General features: G+C 66.5%; 14 protein-coding genes. 10 read left to right on the forward strand and 4 right to left on the reverse strand.

The genetic code is table 11. From position 1 onward, the window contains the following. The first annotated feature begins 111 nt into the window (after positions 1-111). Genes N1027_RS16305 through N1027_RS16315 form a run of 3 tightly spaced genes read left to right on the forward strand, consistent with a single transcriptional unit; the run spans position 112 to position 2,802 of the window. Positions 112-750 carry a TetR/AcrR family transcriptional regulator gene (locus tag N1027_RS16305; protein ID WP_259509184.1) on the forward strand — a complete coding sequence of 213 codons (639 nt, stop codon included), beginning with the start codon at positions 112-114 and terminating at the stop codon, positions 748-750. Further along, on the forward strand, positions 747-2,354 hold the full coding sequence (locus N1027_RS16310; protein ID WP_259509185.1) for an MDR family MFS transporter: 1,608 nt from the start codon (positions 747-749) through the stop codon (positions 2,352-2,354). The genes N1027_RS16305 and N1027_RS16310 overlap by 4 nt, the downstream gene beginning before the upstream one ends. A 4-nt stretch (positions 2,355-2,358) precedes the next feature. Next, on the forward strand, positions 2,359-2,802 hold the full coding sequence (locus N1027_RS16315) for a nitroreductase family deazaflavin-dependent oxidoreductase (RefSeq protein ID WP_259509186.1): 444 nt from the start codon (positions 2,359-2,361) through the stop codon (positions 2,800-2,802). A gap of 21 nt (positions 2,803-2,823) precedes the next feature. On the opposite strand, the gene dhaM is transcribed toward N1027_RS16315, so the two are convergent. From dhaM to dhaK, 3 genes are read right to left on the reverse strand one after another with little or no spacing between them, the layout of a single operon-like run. After that, on the reverse strand, positions 2,824-3,555 hold the full coding sequence (gene dhaM, locus N1027_RS20160; protein ID WP_259509187.1) for a dihydroxyacetone kinase phosphoryl donor subunit DhaM: 732 nt from the start codon (positions 3,553-3,555) through the stop codon (positions 2,824-2,826). Position 3,556: 1 nt separating this feature from the next. Further along, complete coding sequence (gene dhaL / locus N1027_RS16325; protein WP_259509188.1) at positions 3,557-4,195, reverse strand: dihydroxyacetone kinase subunit DhaL; 639 nt, start codon at positions 4,193-4,195, stop codon at positions 3,557-3,559. Positions 4,196-4,199: 4 nt separating this feature from the next. Then, the gene (dhaK, locus tag N1027_RS16330; protein WP_259509189.1) at positions 4,200-5,201 is read right to left on the reverse strand and encodes a dihydroxyacetone kinase subunit DhaK; all 1,002 of its coding nucleotides are present in this window, start codon (positions 5,199-5,201) and stop codon (positions 4,200-4,202) included. A gap of 223 nt (positions 5,202-5,424) precedes the next feature. Between dhaK and N1027_RS16335 the strand changes: the two genes are divergently transcribed. Together N1027_RS16335 and glpK are read left to right on the forward strand one after the other, a co-directional pair. Continuing rightward, positions 5,425-6,195, forward strand: a complete 771-nt coding sequence (locus N1027_RS16335; protein ID WP_259509190.1) for an MIP/aquaporin family protein — start codon at positions 5,425-5,427, stop codon at positions 6,193-6,195. Positions 6,196-6,267: 72 nt separating this feature from the next. Then, positions 6,268-7,782, forward strand: a complete 1,515-nt coding sequence (gene glpK / locus N1027_RS16340; protein WP_259509191.1) for a glycerol kinase GlpK — start codon at positions 6,268-6,270, stop codon at positions 7,780-7,782. A 177-nt stretch (positions 7,783-7,959) separates the two neighbouring features. On the opposite strand, the gene trpD is transcribed toward glpK, so the two are convergent. Further along, complete coding sequence (trpD, locus tag N1027_RS16345) at positions 7,960-9,015, reverse strand: anthranilate phosphoribosyltransferase (RefSeq protein WP_259509192.1); 1,056 nt, start codon at positions 9,013-9,015, stop codon at positions 7,960-7,962. A 165-nt stretch (positions 9,016-9,180) separates the two neighbouring features. Here trpD and ctaE point away from each other — a divergent pair, with 165 nt between their 5' ends. The 5 genes from ctaE to N1027_RS20250 all read left to right on the forward strand — a co-directional run bounded on the left by ctaE (position 9,181) and on the right by N1027_RS20250 (position 13,977). After that, positions 9,181-9,771, forward strand: a complete 591-nt coding sequence (gene ctaE, locus N1027_RS16350) for an aa3-type cytochrome oxidase subunit III (RefSeq protein WP_092552299.1) — start codon at positions 9,181-9,183, stop codon at positions 9,769-9,771. Positions 9,772-9,820: 49 nt separating this feature from the next. After that, positions 9,821-10,615 (forward strand): cytochrome bc1 complex diheme cytochrome c subunit, encoded by a 795-nt coding sequence (gene qcrC, locus N1027_RS16355; RefSeq protein ID WP_259509193.1) that lies wholly within the window; start codon positions 9,821-9,823, stop codon positions 10,613-10,615. 64 nt (positions 10,616-10,679) lie between these two features. Continuing rightward, entirely contained in the window at positions 10,680-11,750 is a 1,071-nt protein-coding gene (gene qcrA, locus N1027_RS16360) for a cytochrome bc1 complex Rieske iron-sulfur subunit (RefSeq protein WP_259509194.1), read from the forward strand. Further along, positions 11,747-13,447, forward strand: a complete 1,701-nt coding sequence (gene qcrB / locus N1027_RS16365) for a cytochrome bc1 complex cytochrome b subunit (RefSeq protein ID WP_259509195.1) — start codon at positions 11,747-11,749, stop codon at positions 13,445-13,447. The genes qcrA and qcrB overlap by 4 nt, the downstream gene beginning before the upstream one ends. A gap of 206 nt (positions 13,448-13,653) precedes the next feature. Beyond that, a complete protein-coding gene (locus N1027_RS20250) occupies positions 13,654-13,977 on the forward strand; it encodes a cell wall-binding repeat-containing protein (RefSeq protein WP_372499753.1) in 324 nt (107 codons plus the stop codon). Positions 13,978-14,136 lie beyond the last annotated feature (159 nt).

Here is a 14,136-nt window from a genome sequence, read left to right on the forward strand (position 1 = left end):
GAGGCGCATTGAACCGCCCACCGGCGGCCTGCACAAACGTGCGGTGATGCATTTCTGCATCACCGCATGTTTGCACTTGCGCAATTATGCATAGTGCGCAATAATTAGCGAGTGCCATCCACTCCTCTCGGTCTCCGCGATCGCAAGCGTCAGGAGACCCGCGCCCGCATCGAACGGGCGGCCGCCGAACTCGTACTCGCGCACGGCTTGGAGGGCGTGACCGTCGACGCGATCAGCGGGGCGGCCGAGGTCTCCCCCCGCACCTTCTTCAACTATTTCGAGAGCAAAGAGGATGCGATCGTCGGCCTGCGAGGGCTCGACGAGACGCGCGAGACCATCGACGCCCACCTCGCCCGCGCCGACGAGGAGCAGAGCGATCTGGTCACCTCGATCGTGCGACTGCTCTTCGAGGTCTGGGGAGCTGCTCTGCCCGACTCCGGGCTGCGCGAGACACGCATGGAGATCCTGCGTCGGAATCCCGAGCTGCTCGAGCGCCACCTGGCGCAGATGGGCCGGATGATGCAGCAGCTCTCCGAGGCCGTGCGCACGATGGCCGACCGCACCACCACCACCGACTCCCGCCCCCTCCCCGATTCCCCCTCCTGGGCCGAACCCGTCCTCGCCCTCTGCGGGATGGCCGTCCGTCTCACTATGAAGGACTGGATCGCCGGCGGCAGCACCGAATCACCCGACGTTCTCGAGTCGCGAACCATCGCGCTCGTCAGAGAGGCAATCGAAACACTCCGATGACCCAGACACTCCCCGCGCCGGCGACCACCGGCACCGTCTCCGTGGCCGGCACCGCCCCACATCCCGCGAGACGCAACATCCTGCTCGTCTTCGCCGGGCTGATGGTCACCATGCTGCTCTCGTCGCTCGACCAGACGATCTTCAGCACCGCCCTGCCCACCATCGTGGGTGAACTCAACGGCGTCGACCACATGCTCTGGGTCACCACCGCCTACATCCTCGCTTCCACGATCATGCTGCCGGTCTACGGCAAGCTCGGCGACCTGATCGGCCGCAAGGGCCTGTTCATCGGGGCGATCGTGCTGTTCATGGCCGGTTCCGTCATCGGCGGCATGGCGCACGACATGACCTGGCTGATCGCCGGTCGCGCCGTGCAAGGCCTCGGCGGCGGCGGCCTGATGATCCTCTCCCAGGCGATCATCGCCGACGTCGTGCCCGCCCGCGAGCGCGGCAAGTACATGGGCATCATGGGCGGTGTCTTCGCCCTGTCGTCGGTGGCGGGTCCGCTGCTCGGCGGCTGGTTCACCGAGGGCATCGGCTGGCGCTGGGCGTTCTGGATGAACATCCCGCTCGGCATCCTGGCCATCGCCTCCGCCGTGCTGTTCCTGCGCCTGCCGAAGGGTGCGCAGCGCCGGCCGCGGCTCGATTTCGCCGGAATGGGCCTGCTCGCCATCGCGTCGACCTGCCTGGTGCTCGTCACCACCTGGGGCGGCACGACCTACGACTGGAACTCCCCCGTCATCATCGGTCTCATCGTGGGCACGATCGTGGCCGGCGTGCTGTTCGTGATGACGGAGCGCCGCGCCGTGGAGCCGATCATGCCGCTGCACCTGTTCAAAGACCGCAACTTCAACCTCACCACCATCGCCGGACTCATCATCGGCATCGCGATGTTCGGCGCCCTCGCCTACCTGCCCACCTATTTGCAGATGGTCACCGGCGTGAACGCGACGAACGCGGGCCTCCTGATGATCCCGCTGATGGCCGCGCTCCTGGTCACCTCGATCATCTCCGGCCAGCTGGTCAGCCGCACGGGCCGCTACAAGTGGTTGCCCATCACGGGCACGGCCATCGTCGCGGTGGCCCTGGTGCTGCTGTCGACCATGACACCGGCGCTGCCGATCTGGATTCTCTGCTCCTACCTCGCGATCATGGGTCTGGGGCTCGGCATGAGCATGCAGATCCTCATCCTGATCGTGCAGAACGCCTTCCCGGTCAGCCAGGTCGGCACGGCCACCGCCTCGAACAACTACTTCCGTCAGATCGGCGCCTCCCTGGGTTCCGCGATCGTCGGCAGCCTGTTCGTGTCGCGCCTCACGACGCTGCTGGCGGAGCGGATGCCGGCAGGCGGCGGCGCCTCGGCCGGCGACAGCAACTCCTTCACCCCGGCCATGGTGAACGCGTTGCCGGATGCGGTGCGGAACGTCATCGTCGGCGCCTACAACGACGCCCTCACGCCGGTGTTCCTCTACATGGTTCCGCTGGTGCTGGTGGCGGTGGTGCTGCTGCTGTTCGTGAAGGAGAAGCCCCTGGCCACGTCCATCGAACGCGAGATCCTGCCCGAGACCCTCGAGATCGACGGCGCGACACGCACGGTACTGTGATTCCATGCCGCTGTCAGGAGAGTACGAAGTCGGAACGTCGGATTGGGCGAACAAGCAGCTCGAGACCTACGAGGGCTCCGGCGGCACGAAGGGCACCACCCTCCGTGGCATGCCGGTCATCATCCTCACCTCGGTCGGCGCGAAGAGCGGCAAGCTGCGCAAGAATCCGCTGATGCTAGTGGAGCACGACGGCGAATACGCGGTCGTGGCGTCGCTCGGCGGTGCCCCGAAGCATCCGGTCTGGTACTACAACCTCCTCGCCCACCCGCACGTCGAGCTGCAAGACGGCCCGGTCAAACGCGACTACCTCGCCCGTGAGGTCACGGGCGAGGAGAAGTCGCTGTGGTGGGAGCGCGCGGTCGAGGCCTACCCCGACTACGCGAACTACCAGAAGAAGACAGACCGGCAGATCCCGGTCTTCGTGCTCACTCCGGTCGACGTCGTCTGACCCGAGCCCTCGGGCTTCGGGTCAGGCCTCGCCGAACCCGGTCTCGATCAGGTCGGCCAGGGCGTCGACCGCCTCCTGCGCATCCGGACTCTCCCCCGAGACCACCACGGTCGACCCTTTGGTCAGCCCCATCGACATGATGCCGAGCAGGCTCCGTGCATTCTTGCCGTTCACCGTCACCTTCACGGGAAAGGTGTTGGCGAGTTTCACGAACTCCGCGGCGGGGCGGGCGTGCAGACCGTCCTTGTTGATGATCGTCACCGTGCGCGTCGGGTTTCCGGATGCTCCACTCGGCTCGCCCGCATCCGTTCCCGTTCCCGTTCCCGACGCGGCGTCGACATCGGATTCGGCTTCCTTCTCCACATTCGCCGACTCGGCGGCCTCGAGCACGCCGGCCAGGTCGGCCCCCGTCTCGGCGGCCACCGCCGCGGCGACGCCGCCCTCCACGAGCGGCGCCGAGGCGATCCGCACCCGGGCGCGCACGTCGTCGTCGAGGAAGTCGAGGGCGGTCTCCGTCGTGAGGATCGCCGAGCCGAGGTCGCACAGCACCACGACCCCCGAACCTGAGTCGGCGGCGGCGATCGCCGAACTGACCTTCTCGAAGCTGGTGCCGATGCCCCCTTCGTCGGTACCGCCGGCCGCGACAAGGGTGGCGCCCTCCGCCATCTGCCGCGCGAGATCGACCAGACCATCGGCGATCAGCGAACTGTGCGAGACGAAGACGACGCCCACCTTGCCGGCTGTACCGGCCACCCTAGGCGCCCTTCGCGGCGTCGGCCGCCGCCCGGAGGATGAGCGACGACGACTGCGCCCCGGGGTCGCGGTGCCCGATGGCCCGCTCCCCCAAGTAGCTCGCCCGGCCCTTGCGGGCCACCAGCGGCTCGGTGGCCACCGCACCCGCCTCGGCGGCGGTCGCCGCCGCATCCAGGATCTCGGCCTCGCTCTTGCCGGCAGCGAGAGCGGCGCCGGCCGCATCCACCGCGGGAGTCCAGGCGTCGATCATCGTCTTGTCACCGGGCTCCGCCTTGCCGCGCAGCACGATGCCGTCGCGCGCCGCCGTCAGCAGAGCCACGATCGCCGCGCCGTCGAGTTCCTTCTCGGTGCCCACGGCTCCCGCGGCCTTGAGGTAGGCGGTGCCGAGCAGCGGGCCCGACGCACCGCCGACCGTCGAGATCAGCGTCGTCGCCACCATCTTGAGGGCATCACCCGGAGTGGAATCCGCCGGCAGGTCGTCGACCTTGGCCAGCACGGCCGAATACCCCCGGTCGAGGTTCTCGCCGTGGTCGCCGTCGCCGATCGCGCGATCGAGGGTGACCAATTCGACGCGGTGCTCCGAGACCACGTTCGCGGTGCGCCGGATCCAATCCGTCGTCCAGGTGATGCCCAAACTCATTCGTCTACCTTCCCCAGCGCAAGGCTGCAGTCTGTACCGGTGCGTCGTAGAGCTCGGTCAGCTCGTCGTCGAGCTTCAGCACGCTGATCGAGGTGCCCTGCATCTCGAGCGACGTCACGAAGTTGCCCACCAGCGAGCGTGTCACCTCGATGCCCTTGTCGGCGAGCACCTGGGCGGCGTGCCGATAGACGATGTAGAGCTCCACCTGCGGCGTGCCGCCCATGCCGTTCACCATCAGCGCCACCTTGTCGCCGGATGCGAACGGCAGGTCTTCGAGGATGGGCGTGAGCAGACGATCGACGATCGCGTCGGCCGGCTCGAGCTTGATGCGCTCCCGACCCGGCTCGCCGTGGATGCCGATGCCGATCTCGATCTCGTCGTCGGCCAGCTCGAAGCTCGGCTCCCCCGCATGCGGCACGACGCACGGCGTGAGTGCCACGCCCATGGTGCGCACCTGCGAGTTCACCTTCTCGGCGACAGCGGCCACCGCGGCCAGGTCGTCTCCGCGCTCAGCGGCAGCCCCGGCGATCTTCTCGACGAAGACCGTGCCGGCCACGCCGCGGCGACCGGCGGTGTAGAGCGAGTCCTTCACGGCGACGTCGTCGTCGACGACCACCGTGCGCACCTCGATGCCGTCGGCGCCCGCGAGATCGGCGGCCGTCTCGAAGTTCAGCACGTCGCCGGTGTAGTTCTTCACGATGTGGAGCACGCCCGCTCCCCCGTCGACCGCCTTCGTGGCGGCGAGGATCGGGTCGGGCGTGGGCGAGGTGAACACCGGACCAGGAACGGCGGCATCCAGCATCCCGTAGCCGACGAAACCGCCGTGCAACGGTTCGTGGCCGCTGCCACCACCGCTGACGAGGCCGACTTTGCCCGACACGGGAGCGTCTTTGCGGGCGATGAAGATCGGGTCGTGCGACACGGTGACGAGATCGCCGTGCGCTGCTTCGAATCCGGCGACCGCCTCTTCGACGACGTTCTTCGGATCGTTGATGAGCTTCTTCATTGAAAAATCCCTTCGATCGGACGTTCGTCGCCCGCGACGGGAGCCCGAACCGGGCCATCCGGTGCAAATCTACGCCGTCCGGCTCGTGCTCCGGTAGACCCCTCCGCGCCACGCCCGGGCAGCAAAGGGATATACCTGGCAAGTTCCTGGGGATATCGTTGGGGCAAACCCGATCACCACGGGGGTCACAGTGGGTGACCGAAAAGTGCGAAGGAAGGTCATCGTGGACAATCTCGGTATCGATTTCGTTTCGGAGCTGGTGGGCACAGCCCTACTTGTCCTCCTCGGCACAGGCGTGGTCGCCAACGTCGCTCTCACGAGGACGAAAGGCTTCAACGGCGGCTTCTTGATGGTCACCATCGGATGGGGCCTCGCGGTCTTCTCCGGTGTCATCGTCGCGTACGCGTCAGGAGCCCACCTCAACCCGGCGGTCACCCTGGGGCTCGTCGCCAACGGAGCGACATCCTTCGGCTCGGAGGCGACAGCGGTCGACGTCAACTTCGTGACCGTCATCGTCTACATCCTGGCGCAGATGATCGGTGCGATCATCGGTGCGGTCTTCGTCTGGCTGGCTTACAAGCAGCACTTCGACGAGGAGCCGGAGCCGGCGGCCAAGCTCGGCGTCTTCTCGACCGGACCGGCCATCCGCTCCTACGCGTGGAACCTCATCACCGAGATCATCGGCACCTTCGTGCTGGTGTTCGTGGTGATCGCCTTCGGCGGCGGCCGTCAAGGTGAAGGCGGTCTGGCGGCCCTCGGGGCACTGCCCGTGGCGCTCCTCGTGATCGCGATCGGTGCGTCTCTCGGTGGTCCGACCGGATACGCCATCAACCCGGCCCGTGACCTCGGACCGCGCATCGCGCACGCGTTCCTGCCGATCCGCGGAAAGGGAACCTCCGACTGGTCGTACGCCTGGGTGCCGGTGGTCGGCCCGATCATCGGTGGTCTGATCGCCGGCTGGTCGGCGCTGGTGCTGCTTCCGATCCTCACCTAGAACACACAGAGGGCCGGTCCACAGTGAAGTGGACCGGCCCTCTTTTCGTGCCGTGCCACCGAAGGAGTTGTCATGACGGACTACATCATCGCGATCGACCAGGGAACCACGAGCACGAGGGCGATCGTCTTCGACCACTCCGGCTCGATCGTGAGTCAAGGGCAACTGGAGCACAAGCAGATCTTCCCGAAGGCGGGATGGGTCGAACACGACCCGAAGGAGATCTGGGACAACACCCGGGAGGTCATCGGGCAGGCGCTCTCCCGAGCCAACATCACGCGGCACAACGTCAGAGCCGTCGGCATCACGAATCAGCGCGAGACCACCGTCGTGTGGGACAAGAACACCGGCGAACCCGTCTACAACGCCATCGTCTGGCAGGACACCCGCACCCAGGAGATCGTCGACCGCCTTTCCGCCGACGGGGGCGCCGAGCGGTTCAAGGACATCGTGGGGCTGCCGCTGTCGACCTACTTCGCCGGCACCAAGATCGTCTGGATTTTGGAGAACGTGGAGGGCGCCCGCGAGAAGGCGGACAACGGCGATCTGCTCTTCGGCACCACCGACTCCTGGGTCACCTGGAACCTCACGGGCGGAGTCGACGGGGGCGTGCACATCACCGATGTGACGAACGCCTCCCGAACCCTGTTCATGGATCTGAAGACCCTCACCTGGCGCGACGACATCCTCGAGGTCTTCGGGGTGCCCCGCTCGATGCTCCCCACCATCAAGTCGTCCTCCGAGGTCTACGGCACCGTGCACACCTCGTCGCTCCTCCGCGAGGTGCCGGTCGCCGGCATCCTCGGCGACCAGCAGGCCGCCACCTTCGGCCAGGCGGCCTTCGATGCCGGGGAGGCGAAGAACACCTACGGCACCGGCAACTTCCTCATCTTCAACACGGGCACCGAGATCGTGCACTCGAAGAACGGATTGCTGACGACCCTCGGCTACCAACTGGGCGACGACGTGCCCCACTACGCGCTCGAGGGATCGATCGCGGTCACGGGTTCGCTCGTGCAGTGGTTGCGCGACAATCTGGGCCTCATCGCCGCCGCCCCTGAGATCGAGGAGCTCGCGGCATCCGTCGACGACAACGGCGGCGCCTACTTCGTGCCGGCGTTCTCCGGGCTCTTCGCGCCGCACTGGCGATCGGATGCGCGTGGTGCGCTGGTGGGCCTCACCCGTTACGTGAACAAGGGCCACATCGCACGAGCGGCCCTCGAAGCGACGGCATTCCAGACACGCGAGGTGCTCGACGCCGTGAACGCGGACTCCGGTGTGCCGTTGACAGAGCTGAAGGTCGACGGCGGGATGATCGCGAACAACCTGCTCATGCAGTTCCAGGCCGACATCCTCGACGTTCCGGTGGTGCGGCCGGTGGTCGCCGAGACGACCGCCGTCGGCGCGGCCTACGCTGCGGGGCTCGCGGTCGGCTTCTGGGCCGACCTCGACGAGCTCCGTGCGAACTGGCAGGAGGACTCCCGCTGGGAGCCGCACCTGGACGATGCGGAGCGGGCCCGCCTCTACCGCAACTGGAAGAAGGCGGTCACGAAGACCCTGAATTGGGTCGACGACGACGTGCTGTAGCCCGCGATGGAAAGCCGGGGGCCGCGCTCAGACGACCCAGGGTGAGCGCGCGGCCGCGTCAGCGACCGCTCGCGAACATGTCGCCTCGCGCCGCAGTAGCGGCGGCGCGAGCAAAAGGGCCCGCCCAGCCGAAGGCCGGGCGAGCCCGGGAAGCGGCGAGGCGGTACTCAAGAATGCCTACGCCCTCTGGGTGGCCGCGATCCAGGCGTCGAGCTTTGCCGCCGCCGCACCGGAGTCGATCGCCTCCGAGGCGATCGACATCTTCTCGGCCAGGCGTTCCACGATGCCGCGGTCGAGCTCCGTGGGATCGGAGACCAGCTCGAACGCCACGAGTCCGGCGGCCGCGTTCAGCACCACCATGTCGCGCACCGCGCCCTGCTCCCCGCCCATCACACGACGCACGATGTCGGCGTTGTGTGCCGCGTCGCCGCCCTGCAGCTCCTCGATGGAGGCGCGCCGGATGCCGAGGTCACGCGGGTTGAGATCGTGCTCCTTGACCGATCCCCGCGACACCTCCCAGATGTGGCTGTGCCCGGTGGTGGTCAGTTCGTCGAGCCCGTCGTCACCGCGGAACACCAGGGCGGTGGCGCCACGGGTCTGGAAGACACCGACGATGAGCGGAACCCGATCCAGATGCGCCACACCCACGGCGGATGCCTCGGCTCGCGCAGGGTTGCACAGCGGCCCGAGGAAGTTGAACACCGTCGGCACACCCAGATCGGCCCGCACCACTCCCGCGTTCTTGAAACCGGGGTGGAATTTCGAGGCGAAAGCGAACGAGATCCCGGTCTCCAGGAACACTTCGGCGACCCGCGACGGCTCGAGGTCGATGTCCAGGCCGAGCGCCCGCAGCACGTCCGACGAGCCAGAGAGCGAGCTCGCCGCCTTGTTGCCGTGCTTGATGACGGGAACGCCGCTCGCCGAGGCCACGATCGACGCCATCGTCGACACGTTCACCGTGCCGAAGGCGTCGCCGCCGGTGCCCACGATGTCGAGCGCGAACGGATCGATGTCGAGGGGCAGCGAGTGCTCGAGGATGGCGTCGCGGAAGCCGACGATCTCGTCGACGGTCTCGCCTTTCGCCCGCAGCGCCACGAGGAATCCGGCCAGTTGCGCCTCGGTCACGTCGCCCTCCATGACCTTGTTCATCGACCAGGTCGCCTCCGAGATCGACAGATCCTCGCCAGCGAGAAGCTGGGCGATCATTCCGGGCCAGGATTGCGTGTGCGCCATAGCAGCGATCTTATGGGGCGTCGCTCGGCGAACACCGACGTGTATCCCTGCACGGACACGCCGATGACCTCGCCCCCTACCCCCCTAAATGCAAAATCAGCTGACGATTTCGGACATAATGGATCTGTGACGAGCAGCTCATTGACCCATTCTCAGAGTGCCCCAATGGTCCAGCGCCCCAACATCGTGGCGGTGGGCACCATCGTGTGGCTGGGCAGCGAGGTCATGTTCTTCGCGGGCCTGTTCGCGATCTACTTCACCCTGCGGTCGACGAACCCCGGAGCGTGGGCCGAACAGGCCAACACGCTGAACGTTCCGTTCGCTCTCGTGAACACGATCATCCTGGTTATCTCGTCGTTCTGGTGCCAGTTCGCGGTGTTCGCCGCCGAGCGCGGGCAGACCAAGCGCACCAGCTGGAAGCCGGTCGACTGGGGAATCACCGAGTGGATGTTCCTGGCCTACGCTTTCGGCGCCATCTTCGTCAGCGGCCAGGTGCTCGAGTACGCGACGCTCGTCTCCGAAGGCATCACGATCGACGGCAGCGCTTACGGTTCCGCCTTCTACCTCACCACCGGTTTCCACGCCCTGCACGTCACCGGCGGCCTCATCGCGATGCTCCTCATGCTGGGGCGCGTGTTCGCGGTCAAGAACTTCGGTCACAAAGAGGCGACGAGCATCATCGTCGTCTCCTATTACTGGCACTTCGTCGACGTGGTCTGGATCGGCCTGTTCCTGGTGATCTACGTGCTGAAGTAGCGCAGTGATCACTGTCCACCGACGTCATCCCGAACAGAGAGTAGAGAGAATGGCCCGCAAGAGCAGGAAAGCCAACAGACGCCACCCCCTGGCGACTGTCGTGCTGATTGCTATCGGCCTGGTCGTCACAGGCGGCGGGTACGCGCTTCTCAGCAGCACGACCACCGCTACCGCCGACACCAGCGCTACCAGCCAGGAGACGATCGAGGAGGGGCAGAAGCTCTTCGCAGCGAACTGCGCCACCTGCCACGGCATGAGCCTCCAGGGCACCGCCGACGGGCCGAGCCTCATCGGCGTCGGCGCTGCTTCGGTCAACTTCCAGGTCGGAACGGGCCGGATGCCGATGGCCATGCAGGGCCCTCAGGCCATGCAGAAGCCGCCGCAGTTCACCGATGAGCAGACCGCGGCACTCGCGGCTTACGTCGCCTCCATCTCCCCCGGCCCGGCGATCCCCGACCCGAGCCTCTTGCAGGGCGACGGCGACGCCACGAACGGTGGCGAACTGTTCCGCATCAACTGCGCCATGTGCCACAACGTGCACGGTGCCGGCGGTGCCCTCACCGAGGGCAAGTTCGCGCCCGAGCTCACCGGTGTCGCGGCAACGCACATCTACGAGGCGATGCTCACGGGCCCGCAGAACATGCCCGTGTTCAACGACGACAACCTCACGCCAGAAGACAAGCGCGACATCATCACCTACCTGAAGTACCTCGAGAACAACCCTTCCCCGGGCGGTGTCGAGCTCGGTTCGCTCGGACCGGTCGCCGAGGGTCTGTTCGCCTGGATCTTCGGGCTCGGCGCGATCGTCGCACTGATGGTCTGGCTCACCGCCAAATCGAACTAGCCCGCCCGGATCTCGTGAACACCGGCACAGCAGCACACACCAGCACAGCTCGAAAGGGACAACAATGGCACATGACGAGGTGAGCGGAGCAGAGTCCTCCGCCTCCGATTCGTCGGCCGTCGAGACGAGTCGAACGGCATCGACCAGCACCGCGGTCATTGCGTCCGACGTCGAGAACCCGGGCGAGCCCACCCACCGCCAGCGCGTCACCGACACCGACCCGAAGGCCGCCCGTCGGGCGCAGCGGTCGATCTACACGCTCTTCTACCTCTCGATCGCAGGCAGTGTCTTCGCGCTCGCTGCGTACATGGCGTTCCCCATCGAGAACGAGGACGTCGGCTCCGTCCGGCTGAACACGTTGTTCATGGGCATCGGCATCGCGCTGGCCCTGTTCGGAATCGGCCTCGGCGCCGTGCACTGGGCCAAGGCCCTGATGTACGACAAAGAGGGCATCGACATCCGCCACCCCGTCCAGGGATCGGATGAGACCCGCGCCCGCGCCGTCGAGATCTTCGACGAGGCCGACAGGGAGTCGGGCTTCGGTCGCCGCACGCTCATCCGCAACAGCCTGATCGGTGCGCTGATCGCGTTCCCGTTGCCCGGAATCGTGCTCTTCCGCGGTCTCGCTCCGCAAGACGAAGACCCGGCCGAACTGCTCAGCCACACGATGTGGAAGAAGGGTGCGCGTCTCACGCTCGACCCCTCCGGCATCCCGGTCAGGGCATCCGACATCACCATCGGATCGGTGTTCCACATCATCCCCGAAGGTCTGAACGACGCGCCCGACCGCCTGGAGCAGAAGGCCAAGGCCGCCGTGCTGCTCATGCGTCTGAACCCGGCCGACCTCAACATCAGCCCCGGGCGTGAGAACTGGTCGTACGACGGCATCGTCGCGTACTCCAAGATCTGCACCCACGTCGGCTGCCCTGTCGCTCTCTACGAGCAGCAGACGCACCACCTGCTCTGCCCGTGCCACCAGTCGACGTTCGACGTGGTGAACGAGTGCCAGGTCATCTTCGGACCGGCGAAGAGGCCCCTTCCCCAGCTGCCGATCGAGGTAGACTCCGAGGGATACTTGGTGGCCCAGAGCGACTTCAACGAGCCCGTCGGCCCTAGTTTCTGGGAGCGTTCATGACCAGCACAATCGAAAGATCGGATGCCCCGGCCGACGTCACGACCCCGGCGCCGGCGAAGAGCGGCGGCTTCACGGCCGCGGCAGCGAACTACATCGATGAGCGCACGAGCATCTCGGGTGTCGTCAAGGAGTTCGGCCGCAAGATCTTCCCCGACCACTGGTCGTTCATGCTCGGTGAGGTGGCGCTCTACAGCTTCGTCGTCATCATCCTCTCCGGTACCTTCCTGACCTTCTTCTTCCAGGCCTCGATGGCCGAGGTGACCTACAACGGCTCCTGGGCTCCGCTGAAGGGCATGGAGATGTCGGCGGCCATGGATTCGGCGCTGAAGATCTCGTTCGACATCCGCGGCGGTCTCCTGGTTCGCCAGATCCACCACTGGGCGGCTCTGCTGTTCATCGCGGCCATCGGCATCCACATGCTGCGCATCTACTTCACGGGTGCGTTCCGCAAGCCGCGTGAGCTCAACTGGGTCATCGGCTTCACGCTCTTCGTGCTCGCGATGGCCGAGGGCTTCACCGGATACTCGCTCCCCGACGACCTGCTCTCGGGCAACGGCCTCCGCATCATCGACGGCCTGATCAAGGGCATCCCCTTCATCGGCACCTGGATCTCGTTCCTCCTGTTCGGTGGCGAGTTCCCCGGCACGGCGATCATCGGGCGTCTGTACACCTTGCACATCCTCTTGCTGCCGGCGCTCGTCGTCGCGTTCATCGCGCTGCACCTGGTGTTCGTCGTGGTGCACAAGCACACGCAGTTCGCCGGTGGTGGCCGCACAGAGAAGAACGTGATGGGCTACCCGATCCTCCCGGTGTACGCCGCGAAGGCCGGTGGCTTCTTCTTCCTGGTGTTCGGTGTCATCGCTCTGATGGCCGCGTTCTTCACGATCAACCCGATCTGGAACTACGGTCCATACGACCCCTCCCCCGTTTCGGCGGGTACGCAACCGGACTGGTACATCGGATTCGCCGACGGCGCTCTCCGATTGATTCCACCGGGCTGGGAGTTCGTCTGGCTCGACCACACCTGGTCGTTCAACATCATCGTGCCCGTCGTGGCTCTGGTGCTGCTTCTCGCCCTCGTCGCGATCTATCCCTTCGTCGAAGGCTGGGTCACCGGCGACAAGCGAGAGCACCACATCCTCGACCGCCCGCGCAACGCTCCGACCCGCACGGGTATCGGCGCCGCCGGTGTCACCTTCTACGCCGGCCTCTGGGCGGCGGCGAGTTCCGACATCATCGCGACGCATTTCCAGCTGTCGCTGGAGAGCGTGACGCATGCCATCCAGGCCTGGGTCGTGCTCGGCCCGTTCCTGGCCTACTTCGTCGCCAAGCGCGTCTGCATCGGTCTGATGAAGAAAGACCGCGAGATCGTGATGCACGGCTATGAGTCCGGCCGCATCGTTCGTCTGCCCGGTGGCGAGTACATCGAGGTGCACGAGCAGGTCGACGACTACGAGCGCTGGAAGCTGCTCGACTACGAGGTCTACGAACCGCTGATGCTCCGCCCGAACAGCCAGGGCAAGATCACGGCGGGTGCGCGTCTGCGGGTGCGTATGTCGAAGTGGTTCTTCGAAGACCGCATCGCCCCGGCCACCCGCACCGAGCTCGAGGCCGGTCACGGCCACGGTCATGCCCCCCAGGGCCTGCACGGCGACGGCACCGATCACTCCCTCGAGGAGGGCCCGGGCCTCAAGTAGCCTCGTCCCCTCCCCCGACTCAGGGCCCAGCACCGCACTTTTGCGGAGCCGGGCCCTTCGTCGTTGAGTACCAACCCGAACCACCCGAGCCGGTCGAGCAGGGCTGCTCGCCGCCACCACTGTGTCACTCGGCGTCGTCGTCGCCACCGTGCTCGCCGCTCCCTTCGCGGCCTTCACCTGACCTCAAGGCGACGACGGGCAAGACGGTGCTTCGCATCGAGGGCGACGACCGCTTCATCGTCTCCGCCAACGTCAGTGCGGAGTATTACACCGGCCCGATCGACACAATCTTCGTCGCGACCGGCGCCAACTTCCCTGATGCCTTGGCTGGCGGCGTGCTGGCTGGCACCGCGAAGTCATCGATCCTCCTGGTGCAGAAGTGCTGCGTGGCGGCTGAAGTGGCGGCTCATCCGGGCCACTACAGCCGAAGCGCATCGTGCCCCTGGGCGGCCCGAACAGCCTCGACGCCTACCTCGAGCGCCTGCCCCTCTGCGCCTCGAAGCTGGCGTGCCGGCGGAGGGCCCAGCTGACCTAGTTTGGCGGGCCCTCCTCTGTCGTCGGTGCCCGCACGACGGGGGCCAGGAGCGGTCCGCGCTCACGAGGAGCACGGGTCCAATCGGGCGGAGTAGCCCCGGTAGTACTCGAAGACCCAGCCGACGATCGCAACGAGCAACACGGCACCGGCGATG

It is taken from the genome of Herbiconiux aconitum, from assembly GCF_024979235.1.
GTDB classification, from domain to species: Bacteria; Actinomycetota; Actinomycetes; order Actinomycetales; family Microbacteriaceae; genus Herbiconiux; species Herbiconiux aconitum.